This is a genomic window from Mesorhizobium sp. ESP6-5, from assembly GCF_020164695.1.
Lineage (GTDB): Bacteria > Pseudomonadota > Alphaproteobacteria > Rhizobiales > Rhizobiaceae > Mesorhizobium > Mesorhizobium australicum.
Genome location: NZ_JAIUGR010000011.1, coordinates 41,612 through 59,893 on the forward strand (window position 1 = coordinate 41,612; position 18,282 = coordinate 59,893).

At 63.6% G+C, this 18,282-nt stretch carries 16 protein-coding genes and 3 pseudogenes; 10 read left to right on the plus strand and 9 right to left on the minus strand.

Annotated elements, in window-relative coordinates:
- Positions 1 to 151 precede the first annotated feature (151 nt).
- The 3 genes and pseudogenes from LB524_RS18915 (at position 152) to LB524_RS18925 (ending at position 3,166) form a co-directional block, all read left to right on the plus strand.
- The gene (locus LB524_RS18915) at positions 152 to 1,516 is read left to right on the plus strand and encodes an Nramp family divalent metal transporter (RefSeq protein ID WP_224529212.1); all 1,365 of its coding nucleotides are present in this window, start codon (positions 152 to 154) and stop codon (positions 1,514 to 1,516) included.
- A gap of 53 nt (positions 1,517 to 1,569) precedes the next feature.
- Positions 1,570 to 2,404: pseudogene (locus tag LB524_RS18920) on the plus strand (protein-L-isoaspartate O-methyltransferase family protein).
- A 111-nt stretch (positions 2,405 to 2,515) separates the two neighbouring features.
- Positions 2,516 to 3,166 (plus strand): dihydrofolate reductase family protein, encoded by a 651-nt coding sequence (locus LB524_RS18925; RefSeq protein ID WP_140665015.1) that lies wholly within the window; start codon positions 2,516 to 2,518, stop codon positions 3,164 to 3,166.
- A 9-nt stretch (positions 3,167 to 3,175) separates the two neighbouring features.
- On the opposite strand, the gene LB524_RS18930 is transcribed toward LB524_RS18925, so the two are convergent.
- A complete protein-coding gene (locus tag LB524_RS18930; RefSeq protein ID WP_140713925.1) occupies positions 3,176 to 4,045 on the minus strand; it encodes a LysR substrate-binding domain-containing protein in 870 nt (289 codons plus the stop codon).
- A 96-nt stretch (positions 4,046 to 4,141) separates the two neighbouring features.
- Between LB524_RS18930 and LB524_RS18935 the strand changes: the two genes are divergently transcribed.
- Complete coding sequence (locus LB524_RS18935) at positions 4,142 to 4,741, plus strand: LysE family translocator (protein WP_140713756.1); 600 nt, start codon at positions 4,142 to 4,144, stop codon at positions 4,739 to 4,741.
- Positions 4,742 to 4,761: 20 nt separating this feature from the next.
- Here the strand turns inward: LB524_RS18935 and LB524_RS18940 are convergent, their stop codons facing one another.
- Positions 4,762 to 5,556 carry an SDR family NAD(P)-dependent oxidoreductase gene (locus LB524_RS18940; RefSeq protein ID WP_224529213.1) on the minus strand — a complete coding sequence of 265 codons (795 nt, stop codon included), beginning with the start codon at positions 5,554 to 5,556 and terminating at the stop codon, positions 4,762 to 4,764.
- 271 nt (positions 5,557 to 5,827) lie between these two features.
- On the opposite strand from LB524_RS18940, the gene LB524_RS18945 reads away from it, so the two are divergent.
- Positions 5,828 to 6,286, plus strand: coding sequence for a MarR family winged helix-turn-helix transcriptional regulator (locus LB524_RS18945; protein ID WP_015316193.1), 459 nt, complete (start codon positions 5,828 to 5,830; stop codon positions 6,284 to 6,286).
- A gap of 45 nt (positions 6,287 to 6,331) precedes the next feature.
- Here LB524_RS18945 and LB524_RS18950 read toward each other — a convergent pair whose 3' ends face one another.
- Positions 6,332 to 7,510, minus strand: coding sequence for an MFS transporter (locus tag LB524_RS18950; RefSeq protein ID WP_140617776.1), 1,179 nt, complete (start codon positions 7,508 to 7,510; stop codon positions 6,332 to 6,334).
- Positions 7,511 to 7,705: 195 nt separating this feature from the next.
- Between LB524_RS18950 and LB524_RS18955 the strand changes: the two genes are divergently transcribed.
- Both LB524_RS18955 and LB524_RS18960 read left to right on the plus strand, forming a co-directional pair.
- A complete protein-coding gene (locus LB524_RS18955; protein ID WP_140617775.1) occupies positions 7,706 to 8,062 on the plus strand; it encodes an ArsR/SmtB family transcription factor in 357 nt (118 codons plus the stop codon).
- 106 nt (positions 8,063 to 8,168) lie between these two features.
- Positions 8,169 to 8,324 (plus strand): annotated as a pseudogene (locus LB524_RS18960) (metallophosphoesterase); the annotation flags it as partial.
- Between the two features lie 105 nt (positions 8,325 to 8,429).
- Here the strand turns inward: LB524_RS18960 and LB524_RS18965 are convergent.
- The gene (locus LB524_RS18965; RefSeq protein WP_224529214.1) at positions 8,430 to 8,675 is read right to left on the minus strand and encodes a hypothetical protein; all 246 of its coding nucleotides are present in this window, start codon (positions 8,673 to 8,675) and stop codon (positions 8,430 to 8,432) included.
- A gap of 196 nt (positions 8,676 to 8,871) precedes the next feature.
- Here LB524_RS18965 and LB524_RS18970 point away from each other — a divergent pair, with 196 nt between their 5' ends.
- Positions 8,872 to 9,702 (plus strand): SH3 domain-containing protein, encoded by an 831-nt coding sequence (locus tag LB524_RS18970; protein WP_224529229.1) that lies wholly within the window; start codon positions 8,872 to 8,874, stop codon positions 9,700 to 9,702.
- Between the two features lie 427 nt (positions 9,703 to 10,129).
- Complete coding sequence (gene carB, locus LB524_RS18975; RefSeq protein ID WP_224529237.1) at positions 10,130 to 13,621, plus strand: carbamoyl-phosphate synthase large subunit; 3,492 nt, start codon at positions 10,130 to 10,132, stop codon at positions 13,619 to 13,621.
- Between the two features lie 367 nt (positions 13,622 to 13,988).
- On the opposite strand, the gene LB524_RS18980 is transcribed toward carB, so the two are convergent.
- The 5 genes from LB524_RS18980 to LB524_RS19000 form a co-directional block, all read right to left on the minus strand.
- The gene (locus tag LB524_RS18980) at positions 13,989 to 14,777 is read right to left on the minus strand and encodes a type I restriction enzyme HsdR N-terminal domain-containing protein (RefSeq protein WP_224529253.1); all 789 of its coding nucleotides are present in this window, start codon (positions 14,775 to 14,777) and stop codon (positions 13,989 to 13,991) included.
- A gap of 151 nt (positions 14,778 to 14,928) precedes the next feature.
- Complete coding sequence (locus LB524_RS18985) at positions 14,929 to 15,321, minus strand: Rid family hydrolase (RefSeq protein WP_224529256.1); 393 nt, start codon at positions 15,319 to 15,321, stop codon at positions 14,929 to 14,931.
- Positions 15,322 to 15,602: 281 nt separating this feature from the next.
- A complete protein-coding gene (locus LB524_RS18990) occupies positions 15,603 to 16,067 on the minus strand; it encodes a cupin domain-containing protein (RefSeq protein WP_224529258.1) in 465 nt (154 codons plus the stop codon).
- A 311-nt stretch (positions 16,068 to 16,378) separates the two neighbouring features.
- Complete coding sequence (locus LB524_RS18995) at positions 16,379 to 16,936, minus strand: DUF4142 domain-containing protein (RefSeq protein WP_224529261.1); 558 nt, start codon at positions 16,934 to 16,936, stop codon at positions 16,379 to 16,381.
- Positions 16,937 to 17,059: 123 nt separating this feature from the next.
- A complete protein-coding gene (locus LB524_RS19000; protein ID WP_411909924.1) occupies positions 17,060 to 18,013 on the minus strand; it encodes a YihY/virulence factor BrkB family protein in 954 nt (317 codons plus the stop codon).
- A 79-nt stretch (positions 18,014 to 18,092) separates the two neighbouring features.
- Between LB524_RS19000 and LB524_RS19005 the strand changes: the two are divergent.
- A pseudogene (locus tag LB524_RS19005) lies at positions 18,093 to 18,278 on the plus strand (HVA1 family protein); the annotation flags it as partial.
- Between the last annotated feature and the right edge of the window lie 4 nt (positions 18,279 to 18,282).

Below are 18,282 nucleotides of genomic sequence, written 5' to 3' on the forward strand. Positions count from 1 at the left end.
GAGAGGCGCAACCGGCGTCTCCGGGGGCGTCATCCTCGCACGCACAGCGCGACATGCTAAAAAGCACCGACAATGAAATATAGCCTATTGCATAATGTTGAGCCATGGCGTACCTTGAGGGCATCCTCCGGAAGTCGCGGAAAGCCTTTTCATGTCAGAAGCAGACGTCACAACCTCCCGGTCCGCATGGCGGTTCGCCAGACGGGATGAAGACGATCAGCCCAGCCTGCGCGAGGTCAACTCCTCCATCGCGGTGCCGACATCAGGCGTCTGGTTCCGCCGCTTGTTCGCCTTCATGGGTCCCGGCTACATGGTCTCGGTCGGCTACATGGACCCGGGCAACTGGGCGACCGACCTCGCCGGCGGCGCGCAGTTCGGCTACACGCTTTTGTTCATCATCATGCTGTCCAACCTGATGGCGATCCTGCTGCAGGCGCTGGCCGCGCGCCTTGGCATCGCCACCGGCCGCGACCTCGCCCAGGCCTGCCGCGCCTACTATCCGCGCCCCGTCAATCTCGTGCTGTGGATCGCCTGCGAACTCGCCATCATCGCCTGCGACCTCGCCGAGGTGATCGGCACCGCGATCGCGCTGCAGCTTTTGTTCGGCATCCCGCTGATCGGCGGCGCCATGCTCACCGCGCTCGACGCTTTCCTGGTTCTGCTCCTGATGAACAAGGGGTTCCGCTATCTCGAAGCCTTCGTCGTCGCGCTTTTGGTCATCATCTTCAGCTGCTTTGCCATCCAGATCTTCGTTGCCGCCCCGCCGGCCGGCACGATCCTGCATTCAATGTTCGTGCCGTCCTCCGAAATCGTCACCAATCCGGCGATGCTCTACATCGCCATCGGCATCATCGGCGCAACGGTGATGCCGCACAATCTCTACCTGCATTCCTCGATCGTGCAGACCCGCGCCTATGAGCGCACGGAGGCCGGAAAACGCGATGCCATCAAATGGGCGACGACGGACTCCACCATCGCCCTGATGCTGGCGCTGTTCGTCAACGCCGCCATCCTGATCGTCGCGGCCGTCGCCTTCCACGAAACCGGCCACCAGGATGTCGCCGAGATCGACCAGGCTTTCAAGCTGCTGTCGCCGCTGCTTGGCCTCGGCATCGCCTCGATCCTGTTCGCCGTGGCACTGCTGGCGTCGGGCCTGAATTCGACGGTGACGGCGACGCTCGCCGGCCAGATCATCATGGAAGGTTTTCTGCGCCTGCGCATCCCCAACTGGGCGCGGCGCCTGCTGACCCGCGGCCTCGCCATCATACCGGTGGTGGTCGTCACCGCGCTCTATGGCGAGAAGGGCACTGGCCAGTTGCTGGTCTTCAGCCAGGTGGTGTTGTCCATGCAGCTGCCTTTCGCGGTCGTCCCGCTGGTGCAGTTCGTGTCCAACAAGAAGAAGATGGGCAATCTCGCCATCCCGCGCGGCGTCGCCGCACTGGCCTGGGTGGTCGCGGCAATCATCCTGGTGCTCAATTTCAAGCTGCTCTACGACACCATGTTCGGGGTTGGCTGAAGTTCCGTTTAATCACGGGACAAACCGCCGGATCGCGCTATCTTCCCGATGCCATGAGCGACCTCGAGGACATCCGGACATTCTACGCGCGGCTGATGGCGGTCAACGCCGCCTCATCGGACCCGCCTGGAAGAGGTGTTCGCCAGCGTACCGCGCGAGGCCTTCCTCGGCCCCGGCCCATGGACGGTCATCACCGGCAACGGCACGGTCACCACGCCAAGCGCCGATCCGGCCCACATCTGCCAGAACGTTCTGGTGGCGCTCGATACCGACAAGGGCATCAACAATGGCGAGCCCTTTCTGCACGCCATGTGGATCGGAAAACTCGCACCAAAGCCTGGTGAGGCCATCACGCATATCGGCGCCGGCAGCGGTTACTACACGGCTTTGCTGGCCAAACTGGTTTCGCCAGGCGGCACCGTCACCGCCTTTGAGATCGACGAAAACCTGGCCGGGTTGGCGCGCAAGAATCTCGAAACCTACGGCAATGCGACCATTGTCCATGGCGATGCCGTGACGTCGCCGCTGCCGCCGTCCGACATCATTTATGTCAATGCCGGTGTCGTCGCCCCTCCCGCCGGATGGCTGAAAGCGTTGCGCCCCGGCGGCCGCATGATCTTCCCCTGGCGTCCCGCCGAGCGCGTCCCGCTGGCGATGCTGGTGACCCGCACCGAAAAGGGCTTTGCCTGCGATCCGTTCATGCGTGCCTGGTTCATCCCATGCTTCGGCGCCTCGCTCGCGGATCTTGCGGCGAAGATCCCGACACGCGAGCAGGCCACGCGCAGCCGCTCGATCTGGCTGGTCGAGGACAGGCAGCCGGACCGCACCGCCACGGCGATCTTCGAGCATGTCTGGTTCTCGTCGAAAGCCGTGAGCGTCCGCGGCTGACCTATCGAGGGCGGACCAAATCTCGCGGCCTTTGTCGGGACGGGCGCGGTTGCTCCGTCCTTGGGTTGAAGTCCGGCCGCGATGGCGTGGCCGCAAGCAAGGGAGAGCACAATGAGAAAGATCATCGCCGCGACCTTCGTCAGCCTCGATGGCGTCATGCAGGCGCCGGGAGGGCCGGAAGAGGATCCGGTCGGTGGCTTCGAATTCGGCGGCTGGACGTTCCACTATTTTGACGAGGTGGGAGGCGCGGCAATGGAGGAATTGTTCTCCAAACCCTTCGCCCTGCTGCTCGGCCGCAGAACCTACGACATCTTCGCCGCGTACTGGCCCTACCAGAAAGATCCGATCGCGGATGCGTTCAACCCCGCGACCAAGTATGTGGCGACCCATCGGCCGGATACTTTGACCTGGCAGAACACGCACGCGCTTGGGCCCGATATCATCACGGCTTTGCGTCGCCTCAAGCAGGAAGATGGACCTGACCTGCTCATCCAGGGATCTGGCGATCTCATTCAGACCCTGCTCGCCAACGGGCTGATCGACGAGATCCGGCTGATGATCTTCCCGCTGTTGCTGGGCAAGGGCAAGCGGCTGTTCGGCGAGGCCGCGATGCCGGCCGCTTTCAAGCTTGTCAAATCGCAGACTTCGACCACCGGCGTCATCATCGCGACCTATGAGCGCGCGGGCGAAATCAAGGTGGGCTCCTTTGTCACGGGCGAGCCATCCCCGGCCGAACTCGAGCGGCGCAAGAACTGGAAGTAAATTCGGGCATCAGGCAGCCTGCGATCGCCGCGCCAGCCCATCGCGTATATGGCGTGCGAATTCCTGCGCCGCCGTGCTCACGCCATGCCTCGGCAGGTGCAGGTTGATGGCAAAATTCGGCAGCGGCGGCAGGCCGCTGTCGAACGGCAATATGTCGAGATCGGCTGGCACGGTGGCAGCGAGCCATGTGGTGACGGCGAGGTCGGAACGCACCGTCGCCGTCGTCGCGTCGATGTTGCCGTTCTCGAACACGCTGCGCCATTCCAGCCCATGCTCGTTAAGTGCCGCCAGCACCACCGGCCGGAAGGCGCAGGTGTCGGCAACGATCGAGACGGGCAATGGCCGCTTGGCGCGAGCCACCCCACCCCTTGCGCCGACCCAGACCAACCGATCGATGGCCAGGCATTCGCCAGAGGTCGGGCCGACCCGCTCCTCGATTACCGCGAGGTCGATGGTTCCGGCCGCCAGTGCCGCCGCCAGTTCCGGCGAGGAGGCGCAGACCAGCGATATCTCGACCTTCGGATAGGCCTCGGCATAGGCCTTCAGGACGGGAGCCAGCAAGGTGCCGACAAGGTCGTAGGGAACGCCGAGCCGCACCTGTCCGGCGACAGCGCTCCCCACCATCTCGGTCCATATCTCGTCATTGAGGCTGAGCAGGCGCCTTGCCTTGTCGAACAGTCGCTCGCCGGAATGGGTCAGCCGCAGACCGCGCCGGTCGCGCTCGAACAGCCCGCAGCCGAGCGTGTCTTCCAGCCGCTTGACCTGCTGGCTGACCGCGCCCTGAGTCAGGTGCAGCGCGTTGGCCGCCGCCGTCATGCTGGCCTTGTCGGCGACGGTGACGAAGGTGCGCATGAGACTGGTATCGAGATTGCGGATCATCATCAGCATTATAAATGCTAATGATCATCATCGCAAACATTGCATTTACTGATGTCACGCTCAGTCTACCATGAAGCCTTTGACAAAGGATGCTACATGCTCCAGCCGATCCTGCCGCTCATCCTGTTTGCCTTCGTGGCTACCGCCACGCCCGGCATCGCCACGACCTTGTCGACCGCTTCCGGAGCGCAGTTCGGTTTTCGCCGTTCGGTACCGCTGATGATCGGCAGCGCCGCCGGCCTCGCTACCGTGACGGGGGCGGCCGCCGCCGGCCTCGCCAGCCTGCTGCTTGCGGTGCCTTCGCTGCAACTGGCGATGAAGGTGATCGGCTCGCTTTATCTTCTGTGGCTGGCGATCAAGATCGGTCGCGCAGGGCCACCCAACCTTGACGTCACCATGGCCAAACCGAACAGCTTCCTGGGCGGCGCCGGCATCCAGTGGATGAATCCCAAAGGCTGGGCGATGGGCCTGGGCGCGGCGGCTTCGTTCGCCGCCCTCGCCGACGGACCCGGACAACTCGCACTGCTGCTCGGCTCGACCTTTGGCCTCACCGCTGCCATCTCGCTGTCCGTCTGGTGCATCGCCGGCATGGTGCTGGCCAGGCTGCTCAAAACCGAGTGGCAATGGCGCGCGCTCAACATCGTGCTGGCGCTGGTGCTCGCCGCCTCGATCATCCCGATGTGGCGGACGGCCTGACGGCCGGCCGCCACGTCAGCCTAAGCCGCGTAGCGCGGGGCCGGCTTGTCGGCGTGCAGGCTGCCATAGAAGGCCTGGCGGGCGCCTAGGAATGTGTCCAGCTTTCCCGTGTCGGCAAGCGCCGGCACGGTGACGGCCTCGCCCCTGGCCAGGCCGACAAGGGCGGCGTCGACCATATCGTCGGCGGTCATGACGATCTCCTTCGGCAGCTGGTCGATATCACCGCCGGAAAGCTCCCAGAAATCGGTCCGGGTCGCGCCCGCCAGCACCACCTGCACCGTCACTCCGGTGCCCGCGACCTCGCGATGCAGGGCTTCGGTGAAGTTGACGACATAGGCCTTGGTGCCGCTGTAGATGCCGCCGAACGAGGTGTCGAAGGCCAGGACCGAGGCGATGTTGACGATCCCGCCCCGGTTGCGCGCCAGGAGCCCAGGCAGCACGGCACGCGTCAGCCGGGTCAGAGCCACGACATTGACCTTGATCATGCGCTCGGCCGCGTCGGCATCGGCGGTTGCCACCACTGCCTGACCGCCAAGGCCGGCATTGTTGACCAGCAGCGTCACGGTTTCGTCGGCTGATATCGACTGCTCGACACGGCGCACATCGCCGTCGTCGGACAGATCGGCGCTGATCACGCTCACGTTGCGGCCGTGGTCATGGCGCAACTTCTCGGCCAGCGCCTGCAGCCGGTCGGCACGGCGCGCCACCAGCACCAGGTCGTAGCCCTGCCCCGCCAGACGGTCGGCATAGACGGCGCCGATCCCCGATGAAGCGCCGGTGACGACCGCCGTGCCCTTGTTGTCATTCTTGCTCATTGTCACGTTCCTTGTGTTCGCTGTCTTCGGCCCCGGTGGATAAATCGGCCGGCCAGGCTGTTATTCGAATTAGTGGTATACGCCACTTTCCGCGAAATAGGTATATGCCACCATCTTGTCAACGGCGGCGGCGAAAACTATTTCTGCGGCAGGCTGGCGCACCTGCCAGACAATTCCAGCAAGTGCCCAGCGGTTTTGCGTCCGGAATTGCGTACAAGACAGAGCATTGGAGGCGATGCGTTTCGCCGGAGATGCTCCACAAGGAGCGACCATGAGTGAAGCTGACGGATTTAGCCGTTGCAACAATGCCACCTTGCGGCGCACCGCACGCAGGCTCGGCCGGTTCTACGACGACGCGCTGGCGCCTTCCGGCCTGAAGGGCACGCAGTTCGGCTTGCTGTTCCAGATCAGTGTCGGCAGCGAGCCGGCGATGGGAGCAATTGCCGAGGCGCTGATCATGGATCTGTCGGCGCTCGGCCACACGCTGAAGCCCCTGGTCCGCGACGGCTATGTCGAAACCTTCCCCGACAAGGACGATCGCCGCGTCAAGCGCGTACGGCTGACGTCATCAGGACAGGCCAAGCTCGACGAGGCGATCAAGCTATGGAGCGTCGCCCAGCGGCAATTCGAGGCCATGATTGGCGCGGAGCAGGCCGCGAAACTGCGGGCCACACTCGATGAAGTGGCTGCGTTGAAGCTGGAATTGCCCGCGGCCACTCCTTCCAGCTGAAGAAGCGGCCGCGAAAAAACAAGGATGCAAGCCTCGGAGCCGGCCTTATTCCGCCGGCATGGTGACGGCCCGGGCAAACACCCGCCCCGCCAGCACGATGCCGAGCCCGACGATCGGAAATACCGCCGCGACCAGGCCGAGATCGGCGGGCGCGCCGTAGCGCAGCACGCCACCACCGACCACCGCGCCCACCGCCACGCCGAGATAGAGCGCCGAACCATTGAGCGACAGCACGATTGGAGCGGCGTCCGGCGCCAGCTTGATGATGCGGCTGGCCTGCGCCGGCGGGAACGCCCAGCCGACGATGCCCCACGGCACCATCATCGCCATCAGCGCCGGTCCGGCAATGTGCTGCGGCAGGAAGGTCGGGATGACCGACAGCATGATCAGCATGGCCGCACTCAACGCCAGCGACCAGCCGACGGTGCGCGTGGCGCCGAAACGGTCGGCCGCCTGGCCGCCTGCAATGTTGCCGACGACGGCGCCGACGCCGAAGGCGAGCAGCATGCCGGGCAGCGCGATCTCGCTCAGCCCGCCGCCTTCGATGGCAAGCGGCGCGACATAGGCAAAGACGGTGAAGGCACCGACCAGCGCCAACAATGTCGTCACCAGGATCGGCATCACGCCGGGACGCATGGCGGCCGCCAGCCGGCGCTTCAGCGGCAGCCTGGTGCCGATGATGCCGCGCGGCAGGCGGTACCACAGGATGGCGCCGGACAGCGCGCCAAGGCCGGCAATGGCATAGAAGGTGCCACGCCAGCCGGCGATGGCCGCGACAAGCGCGCCAAGCGGTGCACCGACAGCGACGGCCACCGTGGTGCCGCCGACGACGACGGCGATGGCACGGGCGCGGTGATGATCGTCCACCAGCGCCACCGCCGTGCCTTGCGCGGTCGCCGCGAACAGGCCCGACGACAGCGCCATGATGATGCGTGCGACAAGCAGCACTTCGAAGGAGGAGCTCAAGGCGGCGACGACATTGCCGACGACGAAGAACACCAGCGTCCACAGGATCACGCGGCGCCGGTCCCATTCGCCGGTCAGCGTCGCCAGGATCGGCGTGCCCACGGCATAGGCGAGCGCGAAAGCGGTGATCAGCGAGCCGGCGAGCGGCACCGAGATGCCGGCATCCCTGGCGATATCGGGAAGGAGGCTGGAGATGACGAAGCCTTCGGTCGAGATCGCAAACGATCCGAGCGCGAGCCAGAAAATTCTCTTGTCCATGGGAAAGCGTCCTTAGTTCAAAAGTTATTGAACAATTGGACATAAAAGGGCATCATGTCAATGAAGCCAGGCAAAAATAGCATAACCATGCTGACAGCCCTGTGTCAGGACGGCCATGAAGTGGAGAAACAGTGTGTATGGACCGGGCAGGATCGACGCGTTGAAATCGGCCCGAACTGTGCTTAGGTTCCAGCCATGACCTTGCCACACCCTAACACGGACCAGATCAGCCTGCCCATTGTGCTCGGCGTGCTCGGCGACCCGACGCGGCTTGCGATCGTGCGCTATCTCGCCAGCAAGGAAGGCGTGCCGCTGAACTGCAGCCGCTTCCTCGATCTCGGTTCCAAGACCAATCTGAGCTACCACCTCGCCAAACTGCGTGAGGCCGGTGTGACCCGCGCCGAAGTGGTCGGCACCAACCGCATGATCACGCTGCGCCGCGCCGATCTCGACGCCCGCTTCCCCGGCCTACTCGACAGCGTCATCGCCGCGGCCGCGGACGACGCCGCCCTGCCGGCCGTCGGCGGCCACGACATCGAAGTGTCGGCCTGACGCATTTCCTTTCCCTCGCGAAGCGGGAGGAACTCATGTCCCTGTCAGGGTCGCCCTTTCGACCAGTCCTTCGCCAGCCTGTGGAGCCCCCTCGAAAATGCGCTTAGCCCGCTACGACATCGTTACCTTGGGCGGCGCCGGCCAGCCGGATCGCTTCGAGACGATCGCCGTCGAGTACGACCACGAGGCGGCGGCACGGCAGGCTGAACAGGCGGGACGCCCGGAACGGGCGCACGCGCTCAGGACGGGATTCATGCCGTAAGCATCCTGCCTGCACAAGTGCTGTAGGCATTCTCCTTCGGCTGGGCAGCACCTGTCAGGATGCCGCCACTCATTCGATGGAACTAGACAGGGCCGGTAAGTCTTCTCAGCGCCTTCGCGGCTTCCGGTAGAGAGACCAGATCGGAAACGCCACGAAACCAGCTAAAATCACCGCTAGTCCGCTCCAATAGAGATAGGGGCTTTCGGTCCGGTCTATGAGGAAAACACCGCGTCCATAAATTAGTGCGACGCCTTTTCCTGTCCAGAGGAAGGCGATCAGCGCTATGCTTCCAACAATCGCTTCCGCAATGAAAATGCCTTTGATGATTGGCGAATATCCGTCCCCGGCCATGTAGGTCCCCGCACACGCTCGAAGCGTATCCGATGGACGGCGGGCGTCAATACCGCCCAAGCCAGCACCGCCTATACCAAGGCTTCGCAACAATTTTCGGGCTTACATGGCGGCCCATCGTCCCCTATAAAACCGGCCGAACATGCGGCAAGATGGCCGCGGCATGGAATTTCGAGTATCGGCGCACGGCCAGATAATGAGGCGCACAGTTACGCTCCGAACAGGTTTGCATGCGCTGGTTGCGGTTCCGCTGCTGATGGCGGCGTGGCCGGCTGTTGTCCCGGCCCATGCGGAAGAAGGTCCCTTTATCTCCGTTGTCACCGGGCTCGCCCCCGACGACCTGCTCAATGTGCGCGCCAAGCCGTCGGCGATCGGCAAGACCGAGGCCCGCCTGGCGGCCGGTGCGAGCGTACGGAATCTCGGCTGCAACGACATTGACGGTCATCCCTGGTGCAAGATCGAGTCTGACAATCCCAAAGCCACCGGCTGGGCTCCCGCGCGCTACCTCGTTCCCGTCAATCCGGCGACCGTGCCTGACGAGGCCGCGGATACGCCCGCCATGGCCACCGACGCCGCCGCGACGCCCGATGCACCCGACCTGACCGCTCGGCTGGGTGATGCGAACCAACCAGCCAGCCCCGAAGCCCCGCCGAAATCCGCGGCGGAGATCGCCATGCAGGATGCCTATGGCCTGGCGCTGGCTGCGGCTGGAAACGGACCCGCGGCCGAAGAGCCAACCGGGGCCACGGCCGGCGATGCCGGCCTGCAAATTCCCTGCGCCCGCTACGTTGGACAGCCCATGGCGCCTTGCGCGGCGAGCGTGACGCGCAAGGGCACGGACAAGGCCGACGTCACCGTGACCTGGCCCGATGGCGGCAGCCGCGTCATCTCCTTCGCTGCCGGCCTGCCGGCAAGCTCGGACGCCGGCAGCGACTTCCGCTTCACCCGGGAAGGCAAACTTAACATGATCCGCATCGGCGTGTCGGAGCGGTTCGAGATCACGGACACGGTGGTGCTGGGGGATTAGAGTTCGGCGACTTTTGCCGTGGCTGCCTGATTGCTGGGGTTTGCGCCGCCCTCATTGCCCTGCCGGGCATTTCTCTCCGTATAATGACGGGGAGAAAGATGCTGGCCGCAACCTTGCGCTCTTCTTGCAACAGCGGTGATTGGCGACACCGGCGACGGCAGCACCCCTCTCCCCGTCGCTATACGGGGAGAGGATGCCGGCAGGCAGGTGAGGGGCAGCGCCAACGCACTGCAAGATACCCATTCAAACCCAACGCGCGCGCCCAGCCTGTGCAGCCCCGCCCAATCCCGCATTTTCGGGGTTACATCGGGCAAAACTCTTCCCTATAAGGCCCTCCTAGCCTGATACCAGAATCGCGAGCACAACCGGCCGGGTCTTCCCGTCCCGGTTTTTTGTGCAAGCCCGCTGCCGAACGGAATTCATAGACATGCCCAGACGCACCGACATCAAGTCGATCCTGATCATCGGGGCCGGCCCCATCGTCATCGGCCAGGCCTGCGAATTCGACTATTCCGGCACCCAGGCCTGCAAGGCGCTGAAGGAAGAGGGATTTCGCGTCATCCTGGTCAATTCCAACCCGGCCACCATCATGACCGACCCGGAACTGGCCGACGCCACCTATATCGAGCCGATCACCCCAGAAGTGGTCGCCAAGATCATCGCCAAGGAGCGGCCCGACGCGCTGCTGCCGACCATGGGCGGCCAGACCGCGCTCAACACCGCTTTGTCGCTTCGCCGCATGGGCGTGCTCGAGCGCTATAATGTCGAGATGATCGGCGCCGACGCGCATGCCATCGACAAGGCAGAGGACCGCGCGCTGTTTCGCGAGGCGATGAAGACGATCGGATTGGAGACGCCGAAGTCGATGCTGGCCAACGCCACCGACGTCAAGAACGCCGACCGCAAGACGCATGAGGCCGAGCGGGCCGCGCTGAAGGCCGAGAAGCCGGACAATCTGGACGCCGAACTCGATGCGCTGGAAACCCGCTGGAACCTCGGCGAAGGCGACCGCAAGCAGCGCTACATCAGCCATGGCATGGCGATCGCCGCCCAGGCCCTCGACCATGTCGGTCTGCCGGCCATCATCCGCCCGTCCTTCACCATGGGCGGCACCGGCGGTGGCATCGCCTACAACAGGGCCGAATTCTACGACATCGTCCAGTCCGGCCTCGACGCCTCGCCGACCACCGAAGTGCTGATCGAGGAGAGCGTGCTGGGCTGGAAGGAGTATGAGATGGAGGTCGTCCGCGACAGAGCGGACAATTGCATCATCGTCTGCTCGATCGAGAACATCGACCCGATGGGCGTGCACACGGGCGACAGCATTACCGTCGCCCCGGCGCTGACCTTGACCGACAAGGAATACCAGATGATGCGCAACGCCTCGATCGCGGTGCTGCGCGAGATCGGCGTCGAGACCGGCGGCTCCAACGTACAGTTCGCCGTCAATCCGGCCGATGGCCGTCTCGTCGTCATCGAGATGAACCCGCGGGTCTCGCGCTCGTCCGCGCTCGCCTCCAAGGCGACCGGCTTCCCGATCGCCAAGATCGCCGCCAAACTTGCCGTCGGCTACACGCTGGACGAGTTGGAGAACGACATCACCGGCGGCGCCACGCCCGCCTCGTTCGAGCCGAGCATCGACTATGTCGTGACCAAGATCCCGCGCTTTGCGTTTGAAAAATTCCCCGGCGCCGAGCCGGTGCTGACCACGGCCATGAAGTCGGTCGGCGAAGTCATGGCCATCGGCCGCACTTTTCAGGAATCGCTGCAGAAAGCGCTGCGCGGTCTCGAGACCGGCCTCACCGGCCTCGACGAGATCGAAATTCCCGGCCTCGGCGCAACCAACAGCGCTGACGACCGCAACGCCATCCGCGCCGCTCTGGGCACGCCGACGCCCGACCGGCTGCGCATGGTGGCGCAGGCGATCCGCATGGGCACGTCGCTGGAAGACGTGCACGCCATGTGCAAGATCGACCCGTGGTTTCTCGAACAGATCGCCGGTATCGTCGCCATGGAAGCCCGCATCCGCGAGCACGGCATTCCAGGCGACGCCGTCAATCTGCGCATGCTGAAGGCGATGGGCTTCTCCGACGCCCGCCTCGCGTCACTGACGAAGACCGACGCCGAAGTGATTCAGAAGACTCGCGAAAAGCTCGACGTTCATCCGGTTTATAAGCGCATCGACACCTGCGCCGCCGAATTCGCCTCGCCCACCGCCTACATGTACTCGACCTATGAAGTGCCCTTCGCCGGCGCGCTCGCCGATGAGGCGCAGGTCTCGGCGCGCAAGAAGGTCGTCATCCTTGGCGGCGGGCCGAACCGCATCGGCCAGGGCATCGAGTTCGACTATTGCTGCTGCCACGCCGCGTTCGCGCTGCGCGACGCCGGCTATGAAGCGATCATGATCAACTGCAACCCCGAAACCGTGTCGACCGACTACGACACCTCGGACCGGCTCTATTTCGAGCCGCTGACGGCGGAGGACGTGCTGGAGATCCTGCGCGCCGAGCAGGCCTCGGGCGAGCTGGTCGGCGTCATCGTCCAGTTCGGCGGCCAGACGCCGCTGAAGCTGGCCGACGCGCTGGAGAAGGCCGGCATTCCGATCCTCGGCACCTCGCCCGACATGATCGATCTCGCCGAAGACCGCGATCGCTTCCAGAAACTCCTGCACAAGCTGAACCTCAGCCAGCCGAAGAACGGCATCGCCTATTCGGTCGAGCAGGCCCGCCTCGTCGCCGGCGAGCTCGGCTTCCCCTTAGTGGTGCGCCCCTCCTATGTGCTGGGCGGCCGCGCCATGCAGATCATCCATGACGAGGGCATGCTGCAGTCCTATTTACTCGACACCGTGCCCGGCCTGGTCCCGGAGGACATCAAGCAGAAATACCCCAACGACAAGACCGGCCAGATCAACACGCTGCTGGGCAAGAACCCGCTGCTGTTCGACACCTATCTCTCCGGCGCCATCGAGGTCGATGTCGACTGCCTCTGCGACGGCAAGGCGACCTTCGTGTCGGGCATTCTCGAACACATCGAGGAAGCCGGCATCCATTCGGGCGACAGCGCCTGCTCGCTGCCGGTTCACTCGCTGCCCTCGGACCTCGTCGACGAGCTGGAGCGGCAGACGGCGGCGCTCGCCCGCGCGCTCAATGTCGGCGGACTGATGAACGTGCAGTACGCGATCAAGGACGGCACGGTCTATGTGCTGGAGGTCAACCCGCGGGCGTCGCGCACCGTGCCCTTCGTCGCCAAGACCATCGGCCGGCCTATAGCGAAAATCGCCGCCCGCATCATGGCCGGCGAGACGCTGGAAGACGCCTTCGCCCATTACGGCGCCATGCCCGACCCCAGGAACCCCGGCCACATCGCGGTCAAGGAAGCCGTCTTCCCCTTCGCCCGCTTCCCTGGCGTCGATATTCTGCTTGGGCCCGAAATGCGCTCGACCGGCGAGGTCATGGGCCTCGACCGCGATTTCGCGCTCGCCTTCGCCAAGAGCCAGCTCGGAGCCGGCGTCGACCTGCCCCGCTCCGGCACGCTGTTCGTCTCGGTCCGCGACGAGGACAAGAAAGGTATCCTGCCGGCGGTCAAGCGCCTCGCCGGCCTCGGCTTCAAGGTGCTGGCCACCTCGGGCACGCAACGCTTCCTCGCCGAAAACGGCGTCGACGCCCAGAAGATCAACAAAGTCCTGGAAGGCCGCCCCCACATCGAAGACGCCATCCGCAACCGCCAGGTCCAGATCGTCTTCAACACGACCGACGGTCAGAAGGCGGTGTCGGACTCGAAGTCGCTGCGGCGGGCGACGCTGATGCAGAAGGTGCCGTATTACACGACGCTGTCGGGGGCGGCTGCGGTGGCGGAGGCGATCGCAGCGCTGAAGGCGGGGAGCCTGGAGGTCAGGCCGCTGCAGGAGTATTTTGCTTGAGGTGATTGGCTCTCTTCTCCCCGTTCAACGGGGAGAAGGTGCCGGCAGGCGGATGAGGGGCAGCGCTTACATCTCAAATTAGACTGCCAAGCGGCCCTATTTTATCGACTCCAGCGACAGGCCACCGTTCGCCTGTTTCGTCCAGACGTACATCGCGACGTCAGGCTCGCGCCGATCGCCTTTCGCGAAGTACCCAGCCGCATTTCGTCGCCCATGAGTGCCCAATCCCCGGTCATAGGACCGGCCACAGCCATGGGAATATCCGGGCATTCGGCGGCTGCCAGTCGGGGCAACGCGGCAAAGACGGCGAACATCGCCACTCCACCCATGCGGGCAACCCACAGAGGTCTCAGGTGCTTTTTGGAGCCTAGCTCGCGACATCGGCGACAACAACTTTCGTAGCCTTGGCCTTCGCTCTTTCCAGCTTATTCATAGCCTTTCGCATCCTAGCGACAGCTTCCTTAGCCTTGTCGCCTTCGATCGTGTCCCGCTTGATCACTTCATTTTCAACCATCAGCGATAGATTCTCGTTGCCGACCCTAATATCGGGAAAGAGCCTCCGGATTTCCCTACGCACTACCGAAATCACTGGGTCCGACCGGATGATCGCCGAAACTGTAAACTTGTTAAACAACTGGGCCTGCTGATGAAAAGCATCCATCGCATCGGTCGTCAGTCCTTCCTTGGCGAACAGGAAGAGGCACTGTAGGTGATCCTCATTTTTGGGATTCATATCCGCGACTACTATGCGGCAAACTTCTTCGTGGCTGATCTGGTTTGCCACATAGATACGGACCAGCCGCCATTCGACCGCATTGGTCAGGATCACCCAGTGAATGCCTTGGTGAGCCCCATAATCGATAACCTGCCTTAGGTGATTATCCGCCAAGCTGCTGCCTGCCGATTTCACTTCGACAAGCAATCGCAGCTTTCCTGCGATCTTGATCGCGAGATCACAGTACGTCGCCTTGATCTGATGTTCCGATGTCAGTTCGTCATATTTGTCATAGCCAAAAACATCGGCGAGGATGTCCTTGACCAAGGTAACCGTATCAGCCTCGGCTACATCGGATTTTTGCTGAGCCAACGCAATCCGCTGGTACTTCTTCAGGTTCGACGCAACGCGTTCGACAAATTTCTTCGGTAATTTATTCAATGACTCACCCTCCCTATCCCCGACAGGAATTGAGGACGAGTTTACTTGAAAGACAAGTGAAAATTTACGCTATGCGCTCCAACCCTGCTCAGGCTCAGGGCATTCGAGGCGCGAAAGGCCAAGCAATTAGCTTTTCGTCCGCTGCGCTCCCTCACCCCACCGCCACGCACTCAATCTCGATATCAAACTCCATCGGCCACGACGCCACCGGCACGAAACTCCTTGCCGGTGGGTTCACGTTGAAATACCGGGCATACACCCTGTTTATCGCATTGTAGAAGCCGGAATTGACGGCGTAGATGCGCACCATCACGACGTTTTCCAGCGAGGTGCCGGCCGCTTCCAGGCAGTGTTTCAGCGCCTTCAGCGAGGCCTCGGTCTGGACCTCGATGTCGCCGCGCACCATCTCGCCGGTCACCATGTCCACCGGCGGCGTCGCCGAGATGAACACGAAACCGTTGGCCCTCACCGCCGTCGAACAGGGCAGGCCGAGCGTCCGCACCTTGTCCGACATGACGGGCACTTCGATGACTTCTTTCTTCATGGGTGTCCTCCCTGGGTTGGCAGGGAGCTTAGCGGGCTGCCGGGCGAACGCCAGCGGCGGGATGTGGTCCAGGCGTCACCCCTGCCCAAGCTAATCGCATAAGGTGCTCCCCTCTCCGTCCGCTACGCGGCCACCTCTCCCCCGCTTTGCGGGGGCGAGGAACCCAGGCTTTTCAAGGATCGCGACATCAGCGGCTGGCGCTTCCTCGCCCCCATGAAATGGGGGAGAGGTGGCCGCGTAGCGGACGGAGAGGGGGCTAGCGCCGCCCTATGCGATTGCCCTCACCCCTGCCCCGGATACGGCGTGCCATCCTTGTGCAAAAACCGCCCGTCCGAACTCGGGCTCATCATGTCGATGTCGGAGCAAGTGATGACATCGTCCGGAGAGCGCGAGCCGACTTCCAGGTAGCGTGCCGTAACCGGCGAGCAATTGATCATGTGATGGCCGTTGCCGCTGTTCTTGGCGAAGGCAGCACTGTCGCCGGCCTTCAGCAGCGTCTCGCCGCCATCCTCGACCAGCACCAGTTCGCCTTCCAAGACATAGACGAGCTCGTCCTCGTGGCTGTGCCAGTGACGCTGGCTCGACCAGCCGCCGGGTGGCAATGTCATCAGGTTGACGCCGAAATCGGTAAGCCCGCCGGCATCGCCGAGGCGCCGGCGCGTGCGGTCGGCGCACGGGGCGTCGAAGGGTGCGGGGTAGCCCGAGCCCTTGCGCACGGGCACGAATGCGAGATCGATCTTGGGCATGGGGTGCTCCCGAGGGTGATGGCGGGCAGTGTAGCGCATGGCCGGTGGAGGCACAGGGCCAAGTTGCGCGTTTTGCCTGGGCGTATCCGACGTAGCGCCCTACGGCGCCCCCCTCTGTCCTGCCGGACATCTCCCCCTCTTTGGGGGGAGATTGGCTGTTGTCGCTGCTTTCGCCAATTTTCAACAGCGCCAGGAAGAGAGCCGGCGCCGAAGCCGCCAATCTCCCCACTTGAGGGGGAGATGTCCGGCAGGACAGAGGGGGGCGCCGTAGAGCGCGGATCTCGAACCGTTCTCGCCCTGGCCACCGCCCCCTAATGCGCCGCGCCGAGTTCCTTCACGTGCTTCTCGTGCATCTTCAGCGTTGGCAGCGTCTTCTTGGCGAATTCCTTCAGCGCGGGGTCGTCGCCCGATTTCGCATAGGTGCTGAACAGGGCGACCGCCTGCTTGTGCGCCTCGGTCTGCATCATGACGTATTTCTCATCGAGCGCCTTGCCGCTGGCGGCTTTCAGCTGGTCCAGCATCTGCTGGTCCTTGGGCTGCAGCGCGGGTCCGGCGGGCTTGATCGAGGCGGTGGTCTGCCCCTTGCTCAGCGCCTGCTTGAAGTCCTCGCCGGCCTTGGTGTGGTCCTTGATCATCTGGCCGGCGAAGGCCTTGACGTCGGCCGAGGCGGATTTCTGTTCGGCCAGCTTGCTCGACTGGATCTCGAATTCATTGGCACTGGGCACTGTGCCGACAAAGGTCGGGGTGTCGACCTTGCTGTCGGGCAACATGGGCGCGACCGCGTTCGAATTGGTGCCGTTCGTCTGGGCAAGGGCGGCGGGCGCGACGGCGGTCAGCGCGACGGCGACCATGGTCAGGAGCATTTTCATCTGGCGTCTCCGATCGGAATGGTTCCCTCGAGGAGTCCAACGCCGCAGATGCGGCGAGGTTGCCAGCCGTGTCCCTTCCCGTCGCGCCGTAGAAGGAAAGCAGCCTTGCGACCGCGGCAGGATCTACGGACGACGAGGCCCCAGCAGAAAGGCTGTCATCGTCGCGCTCACGCACGCCACCGCCAACAAGGGGACGAAGCCCGAAGAGCCGGGGCTTCGGTGCATTGGAACAAGGCTTTCCGGAGCCGGAGCATTTTGAACCAACCCGACCAGGTCGGACCTGCTCCCCCGTCGAACGGAATAGGCGCGCGTCAACTCCGCCCCGAGCAGAAAGATTTCCGATGAATAATAGACCCAGAGCAGTATGACGAGCAGCCCTCCGGCCGCACCATAGGACGATGCGATCGCACTCGTGCCGATATACCAGCCGATAAGCGACTTTCCCAACGTGAACAGAGCGGCGGTCACCACGGCACCGATCCCGACATCCCGCCATTGCAAGGCACGGTCCGGCAGCACCTTGTAGATCGCGGCAAACATCACGGAGATCAGGGAAAAGGAAATCAGGGTGTTGATGGCGCTCAGAACAAATTGGCCGAACGGCAGATAAGCGCTGATCACGCTGCCCAGAGCCGAGATCGCCGCGCTCGCCGCCAGGGATACCAGCAACATGAAGCCGAGGGCGGCGACCAGGCCCAGACTTGCCGCACGCGCGCGCAACAGACGCGACAGCGAACCCCCTTTCGCTTCAACCTTCCATATTGCATTCAGGGCCTGCTGCATCTCGCCAAACACCGCGGAGGCGGTGACGAGCAGCGTGGCCACGCCGATGAGGGCCGCCAGGGTCCCCGATGATTTGCTGGATGCCCCTTCGAGCGCCGTCTGAAGCAGCGCCGCGCTTTCCCGGCCCATCAGCCCCGATATCTGAGCAGACAAGGCCAACTGTGCCGCGTCATGACCAAAAGCGATGCCAGCTATCGCGACGACGATTATCAGAACCGGGGCCAGCGACGTGGCGGCATAAAACGCCATCGCCGCGCCATGGCTAAGGGCATTGTCGTTGACAAAGCCAACCACGCTTTCTCGCACCAAGTCCCATACGTCTTTAACTGCAGGGCGCACGTCTAATCCGTGAAGCGGGTCGCAAACCGTCTCCTATCAATGCAGCGGATCTTCCGATGTTCCGGGCGACTTGAGCGAGAGTTTCAGCAGCCACGTGAAGCGCGGATCAAGGACACTGGTCAAACGCAAGGCATCGCCCGACGAGCCCGCCTACCTCATCGAACAGGCCGACGGCGACCATGTGCTGAAGAGCCACTCCGAACTGAAGCGTGCGGACTGAGCGT

Excerpts from the sequence above, each read along its gene's own strand:
- LB524_RS18915 (WP_224529212.1), top strand. The coding sequence starts at position 152 with ATGTCAGAAGCAGACGTCACAACCTCCCGGTCCGCATGGCGGTTCGCC.
- LB524_RS18925 (WP_140665015.1), top strand. The coding sequence starts at position 2,516 with ATGAGAAAGATCATCGCCGCGACCTTCGTCAGCCTCGATGGCGTCATG.
- LB524_RS18930 (WP_140713925.1), bottom strand. The coding sequence starts at position 4,045 with ATGATCCGCAATCTCGATACCAGTCTCATGCGCACCTTCGTCACCGTC.
- LB524_RS18935 (WP_140713756.1), top strand. The coding sequence starts at position 4,142 with ATGCTCCAGCCGATCCTGCCGCTCATCCTGTTTGCCTTCGTGGCTACC.
- LB524_RS18940 (WP_224529213.1), bottom strand. The coding sequence starts at position 5,556 with ATGAGCAAGAATGACAACAAGGGCACGGCGGTCGTCACCGGCGCTTCA.
- LB524_RS18945 (WP_015316193.1), top strand. The coding sequence starts at position 5,828 with ATGAGTGAAGCTGACGGATTTAGCCGTTGCAACAATGCCACCTTGCGG.
- LB524_RS18950 (WP_140617776.1), bottom strand. The coding sequence starts at position 7,510 with ATGGACAAGAGAATTTTCTGGCTCGCGCTCGGATCGTTTGCGATCTCG.
- LB524_RS18955 (WP_140617775.1), top strand. The coding sequence starts at position 7,706 with ATGACCTTGCCACACCCTAACACGGACCAGATCAGCCTGCCCATTGTG.
- LB524_RS18965 (WP_224529214.1), bottom strand. The coding sequence starts at position 8,675 with ATGGCCGGGGACGGATATTCGCCAATCATCAAAGGCATTTTCATTGCG.
- LB524_RS18970 (WP_224529229.1), top strand. The coding sequence starts at position 8,872 with ATGAGGCGCACAGTTACGCTCCGAACAGGTTTGCATGCGCTGGTTGCG.
- carB (WP_224529237.1), top strand. The coding sequence starts at position 10,130 with ATGCCCAGACGCACCGACATCAAGTCGATCCTGATCATCGGGGCCGGC.
- LB524_RS18985 (WP_224529256.1), bottom strand. The coding sequence starts at position 15,321 with ATGAAGAAAGAAGTCATCGAAGTGCCCGTCATGTCGGACAAGGTGCGG.
- LB524_RS18990 (WP_224529258.1), bottom strand. The coding sequence starts at position 16,067 with ATGCCCAAGATCGATCTCGCATTCGTGCCCGTGCGCAAGGGCTCGGGC.
- LB524_RS18995 (WP_224529261.1), bottom strand. The coding sequence starts at position 16,936 with ATGAAAATGCTCCTGACCATGGTCGCCGTCGCGCTGACCGCCGTCGCG.